Source organism: Bacillus sp. LQ16 (assembly GCF_057784645.1).
Window position 1 is genome coordinate 2,433,287 of sequence record NZ_CM173491.1, and the last position, 21,512, is coordinate 2,454,798.

Sequence of the window (21,512 nt, forward strand, 5' to 3'; positions counted from 1 at the left end):
ATGGGAGACGTTATTGATATATATGGTTTATCACCTTTGCAAAAAGGAATACTGTTTCATACTTTATACGATCAAGATGATGAACATTCTTTTTCCTATATTGTACAAGTAGGTTTCTTGCTCGGGGGGCAATTGGATGTTGCTACTTTTGAAAAAGCTTGGGAATATGTTATTCAACGACATGAGGTTCTGCGCTCAGTATTTGTTTGGGAAGAAGTAGAAAAACCTCTACAAGCAGTTTACGAACGTCTTCCTTTTACTATTCATCAAGAGGATTGGAGTACCTATTCGCATGAGGAGAACGAGAAGAAATTACAACAGTTTTTGACTGCAGATCGTAGGAAAGGATTTTTATTGGATGAAGCACCATTGATGAGAGTCACTGCGATTAAAGAAGCAAAAGAGGAAACGAGAATTATCTGGACACATCATCATATTTTGCTAGATGGATGGAGTGTGTCATTGATCCTTAGTGAAGTGATGGAAGTTTATCTCAAGATGATAAAGGGAGAATTGTTGAATCTTCCTAAATCTCTTCCTTATAAAAAATATATTCAATGGATAAATAAACAAGATCAAAGTCAAGCAGAGGAATTTTGGAAAGAAGAATTAAAAGGGTTCTATGCACCTACTCCATTAGCAATGGAAAGAAAGGATGAAGGACAAGAGAAGGGTTATGGAGAGTGTGCTTATCAAGTATCTGAGGAACTTACTGAGAGTTTACAAAAGTGGGTACGAAATAATCGATTAACGTTGAATACGTTAGTACAAGGTGCATGGGCTTATTTGATGAGTAGGTATAGCGGTGACAGTGACGTCGTATTTGGCGTAACTAGCGCTGGACGTCCTACTGATTTAATAGGAGCAGAGAATATGGTGGGGCTATTTATTAACACATTACCTACCAGAATTCGATTAACGGATAATACATCAGTAGTAGATTGGCTTCGTAAAATACAAATGAAAGAAATGGAACGAAGACAGTATGAGTATAATTCGTTGATAGATGTTCAAGGCTGGAGTGAGGTTCCGCGAAATTGCTCCTTATTTCATACCTTGTATGTGTTTGAAAATTATCCAATTCAAGATGAGAGAAATGATGATTTAAGATTACTAGATGTTAAAAGCACGGAACAAACAAATTATCCTTTAACACTCATTGTAATGCCCGGTAAGAAAATTACTTTAAAGTTGATGTATGATCGAAGCTATTTTAATGAAGAAGCAATAAATCGGATTCAGAATCACTTATTGCAAATATTAATTCAGATGACGAAGAGCTTAGATTCAAAACTATTTGAAATTACTCATTTAACAGAAGAAGAACAAATACAGTTACTAGAGGAATGGAATCATACTCAAGTTAATTATTCGGCTGAAGGCATGATTCATACGATGTTTGAGGAGCAAGTAAAAAAAACACCGGAAGCAATCGCGGCTAGTTACGAAAATGAACAAATTACCTATAAAGAGTTGGAGAAGCGTGCAAATCAGTTAGCTCATTATTTACAAAAGCATGGTGTAGGCCCAGAGTCTCTAGTTGGGGTATATATGGAACGTTCATTACAAATGATGATAGCGTTATTAGGTATTCTAAAATCAGGAGCAGCGTATGTTCCACTTGACCCTACTTATCCAGAGAGTCGACTTCGATATATATTAGAGGATGCTGGAATCGAAGTACTAGTGACGGAAGAGAATTCTAAAAATTTGTTTGTATCTGAAAATATAGAAACGATTTGTATGAATAAAGATTACACTGCAATTGAAAAAGAAGAAACAACCCCATGTATAAGTGGTGTAACAGGAGAAAATTTAGCGTATGTTATGTATACTTCAGGATCTACAGGGAATCCAAAGGGAGTAATGATTGAGCATCATTCAGTAATTAATTATCTAGAATGGATGCAACATAAATATCCGCTTTCTGAAAAAGATGTGGTCTTGCAGAAAACACCATTCTCATTTGATGTCTCTGTTTGGGAATTGTTTTGGGGCATTCACGTTGGTGCAAGTGTATCTTTCCTACCTCCAGGTGGAGAAAAAGATCCTTCTATTATAGCTGAAGTGATTAAACAACATCAGGTTACTATAGTTCAATTTGTACCTTCGATGTTATCTGTTTTCTTAGATTACTTCAATCATATTGAATTGAACATGAATTGTTCGTCCGTACGCCATGTATTTTCTGGTGGAGAAGAACTAAGTTCAGGGTTAGTTAGACGTTTTCAACAAAAATGGAATTATAGTGGACAAGTGAAATTAACCAACTTTTATGGGCCAACTGAAGCCACTATTTATGTCAATGCATTTGATATTCAGCCTAATCAAGAATTTGTTTCTATTGGGCAGCCAATACAGAACACGCAATTATATGTATTAGACCAAAATCAACGCTTGCAATCAATAGGAATTGAGGGTGAGTTATATATTGGTGGTGCTGGTTTAGCACGTGGATACTTAAATCGTCCGAATCTTACTGCTGAAAAATTCGTTTCGCATCCATTCCAATTGGGAGAACGACTATATCGAACAGGAGATTCAGTAAGATATCTAACTGATGGAAATATAGAATTTATAGGTAGAATGGACCATCAAGTCAAAATGCGTGGTTTTAGGATTGAATTAGGAGAAATTGAAGCCATTTTAGAAAAATGTTCGTTTATTAAAGAGGCTGTTGTATTAGTTAGAGAAGATCGTCCAGGTGATCAACGATTGGTTGCATATGTAATAAGCGATGGAAATACCCAAGAGTGGAGAGAGTATTTACAAAACCAATTACCAAATCATATGATTCCAGCGCACTTTATAGAGTTAGAACACTTCCCGCTTACTCCGAATGGGAAAATTGATCGAAAGGCCTTGCCAGCACCTGATGAGCAAGCTATTGAAGATTTAAATGTGCTACCCCGGACGCCATCGGAAGAGCTTATTGCCTCGGTTTGGAGTCAAGTGTTAGGAACAGAAAATATTGGTATTCAGGATTCCTTCTTTGAACGTGGTGGGCACTCACTACTTGCTACTCAAATCGTCTCTAGATTGCAAGAACTGTTCCAAATTAAAATTCCATTACGTGAACTTTTCAAGCACGATACAGTGGAAGCATTGGCGAAACGAGTGGATCAGTTACGAAAAGAAGATAAAAAACGAGAGGTTGCTCCTCTTGTACCTATGAAACGAGAAGAAGTTATCCCACTTTCCTATGCGCAGAAACGTCTATGGTTTATTGATCAATTAATGCCAAATAGTGCTATGTACAATATTCATGCAGCGTGTCGCTTAACAGGTAAATGGTCAATTCAAGCATTGGAGGTCGGATGGAATCAATTGTTGGAGCGTCATGAATCATTAAGGACTACAATTCTAGAACAAGAGGGTGAACCTTTTCAACAGGTTCAATCTCATGTGTTCAGACATATTCCTCAAACGAATCTAACAGATCTTTCTTTGGAAGATAGGGAAAGAGAAATGAAACGGCTCATTCAAAACGAAGCTGAGGAACCATTTCATTTTGGACAAGATCCTCTGATTCGAACACGAATATTGAAAGTGGACAGGGAAGAATGGGTTCTCATTTGTACGATGCATCATATTATTTCAGATGGATGGTCAATGGGAATCTTACTTGAAGAATGGATGGCTTTTTATGAAGGAGCACTAACCGGAAAACCAGTGGAATTGAAGGAGTTATCTATCCAATATGCAGATTTTGTCATGTGGCAGAAGGAATGGCAAAAAGAGGAGAATTTGAATCAGCACCTTCAATATTGGAAGGAAGAATTATCTGGGGAACTACCGGTTTTACAATTACCGATGGATCGTCCTCGATCTGCAGTTCAAACCCATCGTGGTGCAAGTCAGTCCTTAATAGTGGCGAATTCCCTACAGGAAAAGCTCAAAGATTTAAGTTTGCAAGAAGGGTGCACTTTATTTATGACATTGATGGCAGCGTATCAAAGCTTCCTTTCTCGTTATACAGGACAGGACGACATTATAGTTGGAAGCCCAATCGCTAATCGAAATGTGAAAGAGATTGAGGGATTAATTGGATTCTTTGCAAATACGTTGGTTTATCGAGCTGATTTCAGTGAAAATCCGACGTTCCAAGAACTTTTGTCGCAGGTAAGAAAAAAAGCGCTAAAAGCATACGAGTATCAGGACATCCCATTTGAGAAAGTGGTAGAATCCGTAAAACCTGAACGGAATACAAGTCATTCACCAATATTCCAAACTATGTTTACTTTACAGAATACGAAACAAGAGTTTCTTCAGCTATCTGAAAGACAAATGGAACTCATGGAAAGCCATGCTTCTGTTGCCAAATTTGATTTGAGTTTATTTGCTTCTGAGACGGAAGAAGGATTATCACTAACCTTTGAATATAATACTGATTTGTTTAATGATACAACCATTGAACGTATGGCAAGTCATTTTAAACATTGGTTAAATCAAATTGTCTCTCATCCAAAATGTGTACTATCAGAACTGAATATGTTATCGAAAGTAGAATATAAGCAACTACTAGAGGAATGGAATAAATCGCGTGTTATAGATATGGAAGAAAGTACGATTCATACAATGTTTGAAGAACAGGTGAAAAAAACACCAGAAGCAATTGCAGTAGTGTGCGAAGATGAAGAACTAACATATCGAGAGTTGGATGAACGCTCGAATCAGTTGGCACATTATTTACAAAAAAATGGTGTAACATGCGAATCATTAGTTGGCATTTGCGTTACACGTTCATCCGAGATGATTGTCGGTCTCTTAGGAATTATGAAGGCGGGAGGAGCATATGTCCCAATTGATCCAGCGTATCCGGAAAGTCGACTGCAGTACATTTTAGAAGATGCTCAAATAAAGGTACTGGTGACACAGGAAAAGTTACAACAAAAAATGGCTATACCTAAATTCGTCAACGTGATTTGTATTGATCGTAATCGAGCAGAAATAGAACAAGAAGTAACTACGGTATGTACGAGTGAAGTGACGGGCGATAACTTAGCCTATATTATTTATACTTCAGGTTCCACTGGAAATCCAAAGGGAGTAATGATTGAGCACAGGAATACAGTAACAATGATTCATTGGGCGCATCACACGTATTCCCGAAAGGAATTAGCGGGAGTGTTAGCTTCAACTTCGCTATCTTTTGATTTATCCGTTTTTGAAGTATTTGTTCCCTTAACGATGGGTGGTAAGGTGATTGTCACTGAAAATGCGCTACATCTAGAGAAGTTGTCTTCCAAAGGTGTGACTTTGGTTAATACTGTGCCATCGGCAGCAAAGGAACTGGTTCGAGCAAAAACAATACCTTCTTCGGTAAAGGTGATGAATTTGGCTGGAGAACCATTGCCATATTCGCTTGTTCAAGATTTATACGAGAGAAATACGATTGAAAAGGTGTACAACCTATATGGACCTTCCGAAGATACTACGTATTCCACGTATATGGAATTAGAAAAGGGTGTCATGCATAGGGTTCCACCGATTGGTAAACCAATATTCAATACAGAAGTATATGTACTAAGTGCTGAACAAAAAATGGTTCCAATTGGTGTAGTTGGTGAGTTGTACATTGGTGGATCAGGATTAGCACGTGGATATTTAAAGCGCCCTGACTTAACGAAAAATCGTTTTATACCGCATCCGTTTAAAGAAGGAGAGCGAATATACCGGACTGGAGATTTAGTAAGGTATTTGCCGGATGGAAATTTGGAGTATGTTGGACGAATCGATCATCAAGTAAAAATTCGTGGGTTCCGGATTGAACTAGGAGAAATTGAAGCGACATTACAAAGGCATACACTAGTTAACGAAGCTATTGTGATGGTGCGGGAAGATTATCCTGGCGATCTGCGTTTGATTGCCTATGTTGTAGGAGACGGAGATGCTCAAAAGTGGCGTGATTATCTCAAGGGTCAACTACCAAATTATATGATCCCAGCCTATTTTGTTGGATTAAATGCATTTCCACTCACTCCTAATGGGAAAATTGATAGGAAGGCTTTACCAGCACCAGAGAAACAGGAGATAGCAAGTGGTTATATTGCTCCTCGTACGTCTACGGAAAAAACAATCGTTTCAATATGGCATGAAGTTTTAGGTATGGAAAACATCGGAATTCAAGATTCGTTTTTTGAAATTGGTGGCCATTCACTACTCGCTACGCAAGCTGTTTCCAATCTTAAAGAGGCTTTTGAAATCGAGATACCATTGCATGATTTATTTATGTTTCATACGGTGCAGCAATTGGCAGAACAGATTGATCAATTGCTCGATAACAAAAATCAAGAAATGCAGAATGATAGTAAGGAGAATGTAAGTCTTCAAGACTATGTTCAAAAAGAAGCAGAAGTGAGTAATGATGAAGAATTACTGGAACTACTTAAGCAATTAGAGGAGCTATCAGAGGAAGAAGCACAAGGGATATTCGAGAGTAATTTGATTGAGGAAGGGGTAAAAAAATGAGAAGTGATTTACTTGCAAAGCTGAGTTCACTTTCTCCTGAGAAGAGAGCATGGCTTCAGAAGCAAATGCAAAAAAAGGAGAATAAAGAAGCACTCCCGTTGTCTTATGCACAACAACGTTTGTGGTTTATGGACAGATTTAACCCAAACAGTTCTTTATATAATATTCCAACAGTATGGCATCTAAAAGGAAATTGGATACCTGAAGCATTAGAAAAGGGATTCAATCGACTCATTGAACGCCATGAATCATTACGAACTGTTTTTAAAGAAGTAGGAGAACAACCTGTGCAACAAATTGCCGAATTCCTTCCTAGAGCATTACCTGTAAGAGATTACTCTCAACTTCCTCCAGAAGTAAAAGAAAAAGAGGTAGATAGTTTAATTGCGAGAGAAGCGCAAGAACCATTTGATTTAATGAATGGTCCTTTAATTCGTAATCAGCTTGTTCAATTAGAGAAGGATGAATGGTTATTACTGTGTACGATGCATCATATTATTTCTGATGCTTGGTCCATTGGTATATTCATTAATGAATTACTTGCTTTCTATGAAGAAGAAATGGGTGGAAATCCTGCTAAATTAAGTTCATTATCCATTCAATATGCAGACTTTGCGAAGTGGCAAAAGGAGTGGTTGCAAGGTGATGTGCTAAATCGTCAGCTTACGTATTGGCAGGAAGAATTGTCTGGGGAGCTTCCTATCTTACAACTGCCAGTGGATCGACCTCGGCCGGTTAAGCAGACTTACTCTGGGGCTACGCATCATGTGATTTTTCCTTATAAATTGCTCAGTCAATTGAAGGATATAAGTCGACAAGAAGGATCTACTTTATTTATGACTTTAATGGCCGCATACCAGAGCTTTCTTGCTCGTTATACGGGACAAAAAGATATTCTAGTTGGTAGCCCGATTGCAAATCGGAACCATAAGGGAGTAGAAGGATTAATTGGTTTCTTTGTTAATACGTTGGTTTATCGATCAGATTTGAGTGGCACCCCTACTTTTCGGGAGATTTTGAACCAAACAAAGAAAAAGGCGTTAAAAGCATACGAATATCAAGATATCCCATTTGAAAAAGTGGTAGAAGCTGTGCAACCTGAACGAAGCATGAGTCATTCCCCTATATTTCAGACCATGTTTACGCTACAGAATATAAAACAAGAACGACTAGATTTGCCTGATAGAAGTATTGAAATGGTAGAAAGTAATATGTCTATTGCTAAATTTGATTTGAGCTTAACTGCCTATGAAGTGGAAGAAGGTCTATTCGTCTCATTTGAATACAACACGGATTTATTTGATAGTAGTACCATTGCACGTATGGCAGTACATTTTGAGAACTGGCTAAATGAAATCACGTATCATCCAGATGAATCATATACAAAGCTGTCAATGTTATCGGATACTGAGCAAAAACAACTCCTAGAAGAATGGAATGATACGGACGTAGTTTATGGTCATGATCGTATGATTCATGAGCTATTTGAGCAGCAAGTTGCACGGACACCTGATGCAGTGGCGGTAGTTTATGAGGGTGGAAAGCTAACGTATCAAGAACTGAATGAAAAATCGAATCAATTGGCACATTTTCTACAAAAACGAGGTATCGGACCTGAATCATTGGTTGGTATATGTATTGAACGTTCTCCTGATATGATTATTGGTCTCTTTGGGATTTTGAAGGCAGGTGGGGCTTATGTCCCACTGGACCCAAGTTATCCCGAAAACCGCCTAAGATATATTTTGGAGAATTCACAAATTCAAGTGCTGTTAACAAAAGAGGCACTACAGGACTGGTTACCTAAAGATATTCAAGCAATTTGTTTAGACCGGGATCAAGTGATGATTTCTAAAGAGAGTAATTTAACTCCGGTAAGTGGAGTAACAGCAAATAACTTAGCCTATATTATATACACTTCGGGTTCGACGGGAAATCCAAAGGGGGTAATGATTGAACATCATTCTGTTATCAATCGCCTACAGTGGATGCAGAAAAAATACCCATTGTCTGAGGAGGATACAATCCTACAAAAGACACCGTTTTCGTTTGATGTTTCTGTCTGGGAATTATTTTGGTGGTCATTTGTAGGAGCACGTGTTTGTTTACTTCCACCAGGAGGAGAGAAAGATCCTGCGGTGATTGAGGAGTATATTGAACGATACCGTGTATCCACCATGCACTTTGTTCCGTCGATGTTATCTACTTTCTTAGATTATATGGAACTATATAATTCGAAAAGGGATGTCTCGTCTTTAATTCAAGTTTTTACTAGTGGAGAAGCGTTAAACACTGAGCAGGTTCGCCGGTTTAAGGGGATCCTTTACAATGCTCAGCAAACAAAGTTAATTAACTTGTATGGTCCTACTGAAGCAACTGTGGATGTGACTTATTACGATTGTGATTTAGAAAAAGAACCAATGCTTATTCCGATTGGTCGTCCGATTAATAATACAGAGTTGTATGTGTTAGATCAATATCAACAAGTGGTCCCGATTGGTGTGGCAGGGGAACTTTACCTTGGAGGAGTAGGATTAGCACGTGGCTACTTCAATCGACCGGATTTAACTACTGAACGTTTTATTCCGCATCCCTTTAAGGACGGGGAACGATTATATCGAACGGGTGACTTGGTGAGATATATGAATGATCGTAACTTAGAATATATTGGAAGAATAGATAACCAAGTTAAAATTAGAGGATTCCGAATTGAATTGGGAGAAATTGAAGCAGCTTTACATGATCACTCATCTGTAAAAGAGGCAGTCGTGTTGGTGAAGGAAGATCGACCAGGAGATAAGCAGTTAATAGCTTATGTAGTGGGTGAAGGCGATACTGGGGAGTGGCGTGAATATCTCAAGAAGCAACTGCCACATTATATGGTTCCGGCATACTTTTTCAAAATTGAAGGTATGCCACTCACTCCAAATGGTAAGGTGAATCGGAAAGCCTTACTGGAATTAGAAGAACAGTTCATAAGTGAAGATATTACTTCATCACGAACACCAGTGGAGGAGCTTATCGTTTCCGTTTGGAGCCAAGTGTTAGGAATAAAAAATATTAATGTTCAGGATTCCTTTTTTGAAATCGGTGGTCATTCACTACTAGCTACTCAAGTAGTTTCACGTTTACAGGGAATTTTTCAAATCGAATTACCAGTACGTGAACTATTTGAATATACAACGGTGGAGTCACTGGCAAAGCGACTAGATCAGTTACGTAAAGGAGATAAAAAACGAGAGATTCCGCCGCTAATACCAATGAAACGAGGAGAAGCTATCCCACTATCTTATGCCCAACAACGCTTATGGTTCATTGATCAATTTACACCTAATAGTGCCCTTTACAATATGCCAATGGTATGCCGCCTTACAGGGAATTGGCTACTTGAAGCATTGGAAACGGGATGGAATCAACTAATAGAACGTCATGAATCACTGCGGACGGTCTTTCACGAAGTGAACGGTCAACCCGTACAGCAAATTGAACCGTATGCTTTTCAATCAATTCCGAAAACGGATTTAACTATGCTTTCTTCTGAAGATCAAGAAGAAGAAGTTAAACGTTTAATTCAACAAGAAACAGAAGTGCCATTTGATTTAACAGAAGGTCCATTAATCAGGACAAGTATTTTGCATGTGGGAGAGGAAGAATGGATACTCCTTTGTACTCTACATCATATCATTTCAGATGGATGGTCAATGGGAATCCTACTTGAAGAATGGATGGCATTTTATGAGAAAGCAACGGATGGAAAGGTAGCGGAACTTGAACCATTACCGGTTCAATATGCTGACTTTGCTCAGTGGCAAAAAGGATGGCTAAAGGAGGAGGTGCTTGATCAACAACTCCAATATTGGAGGGAAGAATTGTCTGGGGAGCTTCCTGTACTCCAACTTCCTATGGATCGCCCGCGTCCCGCAATACAAACTCATCACGGGTCGACATACACTCTGGTTCTGCCAGGCACGCTACATGATAAATTGAATGAACTTAGTCGAAAAGAAGGGGCTACACTCTTCATGACGCTTTTAGCTGCATATCAAAGTTTTCTATCTCGTTATACGGGACAAGAAGATATCCTGGTCGGAAGCCCAATTGCGAATCGGAATTATAGAGAAATTGAAGGACTAATTGGTTTCTTCGTTAACACGCTGGTTTATCGAGCTAATTTAAGTGGTAGACCGACATTTCAAGATGTACTATATCAGGTTCGTCAAAAGGCATTGAAGGCGTATGAATATCAAGATATTCCATTTGAAAAAATTGTAGAAGTTGTGCAACCGGAACGAAGTACAAGTCATTCGCCAATCTTCCAGACTATGTTCATCTTGCAAAATATGAAACAAGAGTTTCCGATGTTATCTAGTAGAAGTATTGAAATGATAGAAAGCCATAGTCCAATTGCAAAGTTTGATTTAAGTGTAATGGCAACTGAGACGGAAGAGGGATTACTTTTTACTTTTGAGTACAATAAGGATTTATTCAATGCTACTACTATTGAACGGATGGCAGGACACTTTGAGAAATGGCTACATGAAGTTTCTCATCGCCCACAAAATCCGTTGCATGACCTGAGCATGCTATCAGAACCCGAACGTACTTTGTTATTAGAAACATGGAATGACACTGTAATGGAAATGTCTCATCAGGGTCTTATTTGCGACAGATTTGAGGAGCAAGTAGCAAGGCGTCCGGATGCGATTGCGGTAGTTGATCAAACAAAACAGTGGACTTATGGTGAACTGGATACACAAGCAAATCAGTTGGCAAATGTTTTACGGCGAAAGGGAGTAGCCCCAGAGTCAGTGGTAGGAGTTTATCTTCCGAGGTCAGCTGAGCTAATGGCAAGTTTACTAGGCATTTTAAAAGCTGGTGGAGCTTATGTTGTTTTAGATCCGTTATATCCAAAATCAAGGTTAGAATACATGATTGAAGATGCAGGAATTCAATTTGTAGTGACGGCGGAAGGACAAGAAGGACATTTCGCACACATCGAAATGGTGAGGTTAGAAGAACTAACAGTGGAAAGCGTAATCGCACCTACACGTCAAATAAATCCAGAGAACTTAGCCTATATTGTTTATACCTCTGGTTCTACAGGAAAACCGAAGGGGGTCATGGTTGAAAATCGCTCATTAATGAATATGGTTTCTTGGCATCAAGAAGTTTATCATATTTCAGCAGAGGATCGTGCGACTCAGATTGCAGGGGTTGCTTTTGATTCGGCTGTCCAGGAGATTTGGCCGTATCTAACTGCTGGCGCAGCACTCTACTTGTCAACAGAGGAACTGAGAATTAATCCAGAAGCGCTAAGGGACTGGCTCATCGATTCACAAATAACAGTTAGTTTTGCACCTACGCCTATTCTGGAAAGACTATTGAAATTATCTTGGCCAGATAAAACGGAGCTTCGTTTTATCATTACTGGTGGGGATCAATTAACGCAGTATCCATCTAACAATATTCCTTTTGCGGTAATTAATCAGTATGGTCCATCGGAAAATACCGTTGTTACCACAGATTGTTACGTACCTGTAGGAGTGACAACAGGTACGCCATCGATTGGTCGACCGATTGCGAATACAGAAGTTTATGTGTTAGATTCTCATCTTCAGCTAGTACCAATTGGTGTAATTGGAGATCTCTATATTGGAGGGAAGAGCCTTGCACGTGGATATGCTAATCGTCCGGATCTTACAAAGGAAAAATTTATTCCACATCCTTTCAAGTCAGGAGAACGTCTCTATTATACAGGAGACAAAGCAAGTTATCTTTCTGATGGTAATCTCCAGTTCCATGGACGTATAGATGACCAAGTGAAAATTCGTGGTTTCCGGATTGAATTGGGAGAAATAGAAGCTGTTTTGCAGGCGCATTCTTCTGTGAAAGAAGCTGTTGTATTGGCGCGAGAGGATAATCAAGGTGATAAGAGATTAGTAGCTTATGTAGTTGGTGAAGGAAGTGTCCATGAATGGCGAGAACATCTACAAACACATTTACCTAATTACATGGTTCCAACAAACTTTATTGAGATGGAATTTTTACCACTTACACCGAATGGAAAGCTTGATTTGAAGGCATTGCCTATACTTAGTGAACAATCCGCTGAAAATACTGTATACCCAAGAACTCCGCTGGAAGAACTTATTGCTTCAGTATGGAGTCAAGTGCTAGGAATAAGAGACATTGATGTTCAGGATTCTTTCTTTGAGCTTGGTGGTCACTCTCTACTTGCTACACAAGTGGTCTCACGCTTACAGGAAGTCTTTCAAAGCAAATTGCCAGTACGTGAACTGTTCGAATATTCAACGGTCGAGGCATTATCGAAACGAATAGATCAGTTACGTAAGGGGAGCGAAAAACGAGAAATTCCACCATTGATGCCGATGGAACGAGGGGGAAATATTCCACTGTCTTATGCCCAACAGCGCTTATGGTTTATTGATCAATTTGCACCTAATAGTGCACTTTATAATATGCCAATGGCATGCCGTCTTACAGGGAATTGGTTACCTGAGGCATTGGAGTTGGGATGGAATCAGTTGATAGAGCGTCATGAATCTTTGCGGACTGTATTTTATGAAGAGGATGGCCATCCTATGCAGCAGATTCAACCGTACGTTTTCCGTCCGCTTCTGCAAATGGACTTAACTAAGCTTTCATTAGAGGAGCGAGAAAGAAAGTTGGAGCAATGGATTCAAACTGAAGTCGAATCTCCATTTGATTTAGAAAAAGGGCCATTGTTCCGTGGGAAACTCATAAGAATTTCAGAAGAAGAATGGATTCTTCTATGTAATATGCATCATATTATCTCAGATGGATGGTCGATGGAAATCTTGCTTCAAGAATGGATGGCATTTTATGAGAATGCGATTGGTGAAAAACAAGCAGAGCTGGAACCACTACCAGTTCAATATGCCGATTTTGCTCAGTGGCAAAGAGAATGGTTGAAAGATGAAGTACTATATCAACAACTTGCGTATTGGAAGGAAGAATTATCCGGTGAGTTACCAGTCTTAATGTTGCCAATGGATCGTCCGCGTCCGCCAGTGCAAACCCACCATGGATTAACTCATAATGTTTTGTTATCGCGCTCATTACTGGATAAATTAAACGAACTAAGTCGTCAAGAAGGGGCCACACTTTTCATGACCTTATTGGCATCGTATCAAAGTTTCCTTGCTCGTTATACGGGACAAACGGATATTATTGTTGGCAGCCCAATTGCAAATCGAAATTATCGAGAAATTGAAGGGCTGATTGGTTTCTTTGTCAATACATTGGTTTATCGAGCTGATTTAAGTAATGCACCGGCATTTCAAGAGTTGTTGTCTCAAGTGAGGATAAAAGCATTGAAGGCGTATGAGTATCAAGATGTTCCGTTTGAGAAAATTGTAGAGGTTATCCAACCTGAACGAAATACAAGCCATTCTCCGATTTTCCAAACCATGTTTACTTTGCAAAATACGGGACAGAAGCTACCAGAACTACATGGAAGAAATATAGAAGTAATGGAAAGTAATGCTCCTATCGCTAAGTTTGATTTAAGTTTAACTGCTGCAGAAGTGGAAGAGGGTTTATTACTTACTTTTGTTTATAGAACTGATTTATTTGACAGTTTAACTATTGAATCCCTGGCTGAACATTTTGGGAACTGGTTGAATGTAATCGTGGAGAATCCTGATAAATCATTAGCTAAGTTGCCTATATTGTCAGGATTACAGCAAAAACAGTTGGAGGAGTGGAATAATGATGCTGTAGCATATCCACAGGAAAGTACGATTCATCAGCTGTTTAAAGAGCAAGTAAATCGTACACCTGATGCGGTAGCAGTGGTAGATGAAAAACAGAAGTTAACGTATCGAGAGCTGAATGAAAAAGCTAATCAATTGGCCCACTATCTTCAGCAATGCGGGATTGGGAATGAATCATTGGTTGGACTTTGCTTTGAGCGTTCAGTTGAGATGATTGTTAGTATTATGGGGATTTGGAAGGCTGGAGCAGCCTATGTTCCATTAGACCCATCATATCCAGAGAGTCGTCTACGATATATTTTGGAGGACACTGGAATTCAAGTATTAGTTACGAACGAGTCATTGGAAGACTGGATACCTAAAGAAATCAAGATAGTTTGTCTAGATAGGGATCAAGCAATGATTTCACAAGAAAGCATTCTTTCACCAAAATGTGAAGTAACAGGAGAAAACTTAGCGTATGTTATCTATACTTCAGGATCAACGGGGAATCCAAAGGGTGTCTTGATACAGCATCATTCTGTACTAAACTTGTCGCATGGTTTACAAAAAGAGGTTTTCGAACATGAGATACCATCTAACATGCATGTCGGTTTAAATGCGTCAATTGCCTTTGATGCATCTATCCAGCAATTACAAATGCTGCTTTATGGTTCAAGTTTGTATATTATTCCGAATGAAGTACGAAGTGATCCGGAGCAGTTTGTAGCTTATATTAGGGAGAACAAGTTAGAAATCTTTGATATAACACCTTCATTGCTTCAATTACTTATAGATGCCGGATTGTTAGAAACGTGCGATGGCGTTCATGTTCCAAGTAAGGTACTGGTTGGTGGTGAAGCGATTATGCCGTCATTATGGGAACAGCTAGTAGAGACTGATAAAATACAGTTTTATAATGTATATGGTCCTACAGAATGTACGGTTGATGCAACATGCTATCATATCAAAAAAGATAGTAAGAGAGTAACAATTGGGCGTCCATTGCCTAACGTCCAAACTTATGTATTAGATAGTAATAGGTTGCCAGTTCCAGTTGGTGTGATGGGGGAACTTTATATCGGAGGAGTAGGTCTAGCAAAGGGGTACTTGAATCGTCCAGAGTTAACATCCGAACGATTTATTTCTCATCCATTCAAAGAAGGCGAGAGGTTATATAGAACAGGCGATCTTGTGAGATATCTTCCTGATGGTAATATAGACTACTTAGGAAGAATGGATAATCAAGTGAAGATTAGAGGATTTCGAATCGAGCTTGGGGAGATTGAGTCGACTTTACAAGAGCATGACTTGGTAAAAGAGGTAGTTGTAATAGTTAGGGAAAATCAGTCGGGAGATAAGAGGTTAGTAGCTTATGTAGTGGGCGAAGGTAGTGTAGAAGAATGGCGAGAGTATCTTAAAACAAAACTGCCAATCCATATGATACCTTCCTACTTTGTCGAAATGAAAGAATTACCGCTAACCATAAATGGAAAGGTTGATCGGAAATCGTTACCTATACCAGATTATCAAGGAATACAAGAAGGCTACGCGGCCCCAAGAAATGAACGTGAACATAAGCTTTCTATCATTTGGGAACGTGTGCTAGGTTCAAAACGTATTGGTATTTATGATAACTTTTTTGAAATTGGTGGAGATTCAATTCTTAGCATTCAGATTGTCTCTCGCGCAAAGCAAGCTGGTTTACAGTTGACACCAAAACAACTATTTGAACACCAAACGATTGCTGAGTTAGCGAAAGTAGTCAAAGAAGAACAAGGTGTACAAGCTGAACAAGGAATTATAACTGGAGAGACGATACTTACACCTATTCAGCAAAGGTTTTTTGCACAAAATCATCCTAATCCACATCATTGGAATCAATCCATGTTCTTTAGAACGAAAGAAAAATTGGACATAGGATCACTGGAAAAGGCAGCGCGTAACCTTCTACTTCATCATGATGCCCTGCGTTTAAGATATGAACGTTTACCTAATGGGACTTGGGAACAGTGGAATGAAGGAATTGAAGAACAATTGATGCTGACTGTCATTTCATTAGACGAAGTGCCGGAAGCGGATTGGCATGAAGTTATTCAAAAAGAGATTAATGTTGCACAAGAAAGATTGAATTTACATGATGGTCCTTTAATGAGAATGGTGTATTTTGATGAAGGTGAGGAGACTGGTCGATTATTTTGGACAATTCATCACTTAGCCGTGGATGGTGTTTCTTGGCGAATTTTATTGGAAGATTTGCAAACAGCATATACGCAAGCGGTCCAAGGGCAAAAAATTCAATTACCTATGAAGAGTACATCTTTTAAAGAATGGTCGGAGAAATTGCAACATTACGCTCAAACTGGAATATCAAAAGAAGTGCTACATTACTGGGAGCAGCAGGTTGAACAAGACGTAGTTATACTGCCAGTAGATGGTACTATAAGTAATCCAGTAAGCGCAGTAACTGAGGAAATTACTGTGGTGTTAAACGAGAATGAGACCCGTATGTTATTGCAAGAGACTTTAAGCACTCACCGTGTCCAAATCAATGAAGTATTATTAGCAGCATTGGTACAAGCTAAAGCAGCATGTACGGGGCAGCCGATATTAAGCGTAGATTTAGAGGGACATGGTCGAGAAGAGATTATTGAAGATGTTGATTTATCGAGAACCGTGGGATGGTTTACAAGTATTTACCCAGTTCATTTAAATATTACTAATGCTAATACGCCAATTGCAGCATTAAAAGCAGTTAAAGAACAAGTTCGCAAAATTCCTAATAAGGGTGTTGATTATGGGGTGTTGCGTTACATGAACACAACAATGTGTGAGCCATTAAGCTCCCAATATACACCGTCTATTAGTTTTAACTATCTTGGACAATTTGACCAAATGTTTTCTAGCGATGCAATGTTTATTCCAGAGAACGAATTTAAGCGTTTAGATCATGCTGCCGGTTCCAAGCGATCGCATGTAATTGATGTAATTGGGGTTGTAACGGATGGAAAACTTCAGTTCACTTGGGTATACAATGTTGGACAATTTGCCAAATCAACGATTCAAAGTATTGCACAGAATATGCTATATCAACTGAGTAGATTGATTCAATCTTCAGATAGAGAATCTGCACTGACCATTTCGGATTTTGCAATGGCTAATCTTAGCCAACAAGGTTTGACAAATGTACTAAATAAAATGCATCGTGGAAAGAACAATCAGATTACTGATTTATATCCACTATCACCTTTGCAAGAAGGTATGATCTTCCACACATTGCATGATCAAGGGGATGAACATGTTGCACCGTATATAGTGCAATTGAGTTTTATGATTCAAGGGGAAATGGATATTCCTACTTTTGAGCAGGCGTGGAAATCTGTAATTCAGCGGCATGAAATTTTTCGTACAGCATTTGTTTGGGACGAAATTGAAGAGCCTGTACAAGTGGTGTATGAAAATATCCCATTTAAAGTGAACAAAGAAGACTGGAGTACAATGACAAGTGAAGAGATAGAAGAAAAAAGAAAAGTCTTTTTGGAATTAGATCGAAAACAAGCCTTCCAATTTGATAAAGCACCATTGATGCGGGTAACTGTCATTCAAGAAGGTGAGGAAGAATATCGGATTGTTTGGACACATCACCATATTTTACTGGATGGATGGAGTTTACCATTGGTCTTTAATGAATTACTTACAGTCTATCAGAAGAGAATGAATGGAGAAGCTGTAAAGTTACCTAAATCCTCACCATATAAGAAATATATCCAATGGCTCAGAGAACAAGATAAGGAGCAGGCGGAACAATTTTGGAGAGAGAAGCTAAAAGGTTTTACTGCACCAACTTTACTGGGCTTAGAAAGTAAAGAGGAAGAAAAAGGTTACACAGAGAAGGTTACGTATTTATCAGAAGAGCAGACTCAAGAGTTACAAGGATGGGCGAAACGAAATAAACTTACTTTAAGTACAGTAATTCAAGGTGCATGGGCATATCTCATGAGCCGATATAGTGGAGAAAATGACATTGTCTTTGGTGTAACAAGCTCAGGGCGTTCTACGGAGATTATTGGTGTTGAAAACATCGTAGGTCCTTTCATTACAACGTCACCGACGCGAATTCAATTGATTGATGATATAAAAGTAATAGATTGGTTGCAGAAGTTACAAGAGGAAGAGTTAGAAAGAAGACAATATGAGTATGCTTCTTTGACAGAGATTCAGGGGTGGAGTGAGGTTCCTAGAGGTACACCGCTGTTCAATTGTTTATATGTGTTTGAAAATTATCCAGTGAAAGAAGAATCTTCAGAAAATCTGGAAATTGGTGAATTGAAAGGGGAAGAACAAACCCACTACCCATTAGGATTGGCTGTAGTTCCAGGAATCCAGTTATCGTTAAAGTTAATGTATGACCGTAGTAAGTTTAATAGATTAACCATTGAACGAATGCTGGGTCATTTACACAAAGTGTTAATGCAAATGCTCAAAAACATTGATCAAAATCTATCGGAGCTAGTATATATTACGGAGGCTGAACAAAGAAAGCTATTGGAAGAATGGAATAATAATGCTATATCCTATCCACGTGAGAATGTAATTCATCAACTATTCGAAGAGCAAGTAAATCGTACACCTGACGCGGTGGCAGTGGTAGATGAAAAACAGCAACTAACGTATCGAGAGCTGAATGAAAGAGCTAATCAATTAGCCCATCATTTACAGAAATGTGGAATTGGGACAGAGTCATTAGTTGGCCTCTGCTTTGATCGATCAGTTGAGATGATTGTTGGTCTCATGGGAATTTGGAAGGCTGGAGCAGCCTATGTTCCATTGGATCCATCGAATCCAGAAAGCCGCCTGCAATATATTTTACAAGACACGGGAATTAAAGTGTTAGTTACAAATGAGGTATTACTAGGATGGATACCTAAAGACATCAAGACAGTTTGCCTAGATAGGGACCAAGTAATGCTTTCTCAAGAAAGCAAACTTTCACCAATATGTGAGGTAACAGGGGAAAACTTAGCGTATGTTATCTATACTTCTGGTTCGACAGGGAATCCAAAGGGGGCTTTAGTACAGCACCATTCTGTAATAAACCTATCCTATGGTTTACAAAAAGAAGTTTTCTCACATGACATACCTAGTAATATGCGCGTCGGTTTGAATGCGTCAATTGCCTTTGATGTATCTATTCAGCAATTACAAATGTTGCTTTATGGTTCAAGTTTATATATTATCCCAAGTGAAGTTCGCACTAATCCGGAACAATTTGTGTCCTATATTAGGGAGAATAAATTGGAAATGTTTGATATGACACCTTCATTACTTCAATTACTTATAGATGGAGGATTGCTAGAAATAAGTGCTGATGTTCATGTACCAAGTAAGATATTAGTCGGTGGTGAAGCAATCATGCCGTCATTATGGGAACAGCTAGTAGAGACCGAAAAAATTGATTTTTATAACGTATACGGTCCTACAGAATGTACGGTTGATGCAACGTGTTATTATATCAAAAAAGATAGTAAGAGAGTAACAATTGGACGTCCGTTGCCGAACGTTCAAACTTATGTATTGGATAAAAATTTGTTACCTGTTCCAGTTGGTGTAACAGGTGAGCTATATATTGGGGGTGCAGGTATAGCGAGAGGATACTTGAATCGCCCAGAATTAACAGCAGAGCGATTTATCCGTCATCCATTTAATGAAGAAGAACGTTTATATCGTACGGGAGATTTGGTTCGTTATTTACCTGATGGTAATTTAGATTACTTGAGAAGAATTGATAATCAAGTGAAAATTAGGGGCTTTCGTATTGAACTTGAAGAGATTGAAGCGAGTATAGAGAGGCATCCATTGGTAAAAGAAGCAGTAGTTTTGGTAACAGAGGATAAATTAGGAGAGCAGAGATTGGTTGCTTATGTAGTTGGAGATGGTAGTATGCATGAGTGGCGTGAATATCTCAAGACACAAGTACCAAATTATATGGTTCCCGCTCACTTTATTAAGGTAGACGAGATTCCTCTTACAACAAATGGCAAAGTTGATCGAAAGGCATTGAACAATTTAACTATTCATAGAGAAAATAACTTCTCTACACCAATCATTCCAAGGGATGAAATTGAATATCAGTTGATTGAAATCTGGCAGGATGTGTTACAGATAGAAGATGTCTATGTAAATGATGATTTCTTTAATAGAGGAGGACACTCTCTCCTTGTAATTAAATTAGTTTCAAAAATTAAGGAGAAGTTTGGAAAAGAGATTAAGGTGTCTACATTGATTAAGAATCCAACAGTGGAAGGAATCGCATGCCTTATTCGTGATAAGCATGATATGACGAAATCAGTAGTAGCGCTAGTTCCACTACAAGAATCAGAGAAAAGACCTTTCTTCTGCGTTCATCCGTTTATGGGGAATGTATTCTGTTACATTCAACTAGCAAGATTGCTTAAGAACCATTGTTCATTTTATGGTTTACAGAATCCTCTTATAGAAAAGAAAGAAATTGACGAGTTAACTTTGCCGGAAGTAATTCAACTTTACATCGAAGAAATAAAACGTGTTCAGCCAGAAGGTCCATATCGTCTTGGAGGATGGTCTTTAGGCGGTGCAATTGCTTATAAAATCGCAACTGTACTAAAGAATCAAGGTGAGGAAGTTGAGTTGTTGATACTAATGGATACTAAAGTACCTTCAGAGCAGGACTATAAAACAAGAGAAGAAATGCTCTCATATATATATGAGCATTTCATTCCTAGAGATTTTACTGAGCAGGAAGAAGGCCTCATCCATAAACAAGATATGCTTGTGGAGCGATTAATTATGGAGGGAGTACTCCCGCCTGATGCAGATCTTATGAATTTGAAGCAAGTTATCAATGCTCATAGGAAATGCCTGAACTTAATGGCAGAGCATGATTTAATACCATACTCTGGAGAAGTTCTCTACTTTAGTGCTGAGGAAGGAAAAGAGTTGTTTACAGATTGGGGACCTTTATTAAAAGGTAGAGTAAATAGGTATTCAGTCCCTGGATCACATGAGGAAATAGTAGATTCACCTGCAGTTGAAAAAATAGCTATGTATCTACTAAATGAATTTGAAGGAATAAAAGAGAAGTCCATTTTATTAACGGAAAAGTAGAGAGTATAAAAGATGCAAAGCAATGAACGAAAAGGGGAGACCAATACCTGCATATCAAGTGTAGGGAATAATGAATATATTAAGAGCATTACTTTTTAAGGGGATAATGTAAAAAGTAATTGGTAGAGACATAGAAATCTTTGTAATAGAAGCGAATGCCTG

2 protein-coding genes are annotated in these 21,512 nt (G+C 38.6%); both read left to right on the top strand.

All coding sequences use genetic code 11. From position 1 onward, the window contains the following. A complete protein-coding gene (locus tag AC3EMB_RS12235; protein WP_488517712.1) occupies positions 1 to 6,471 on the top strand; it encodes an amino acid adenylation domain-containing protein in 6,471 nt (2,156 codons plus the stop codon). Further along, the gene (locus tag AC3EMB_RS12240; RefSeq protein ID WP_488517713.1) at positions 6,468 to 21,350 is read left to right on the top strand and encodes a non-ribosomal peptide synthetase; all 14,883 of its coding nucleotides are present in this window, start codon (positions 6,468 to 6,470) and stop codon (positions 21,348 to 21,350) included. Before AC3EMB_RS12235 ends, AC3EMB_RS12240 begins: the two co-directional genes overlap by 4 nt. The last annotated feature ends 162 nt before the right edge of the window (positions 21,351 to 21,512 follow it).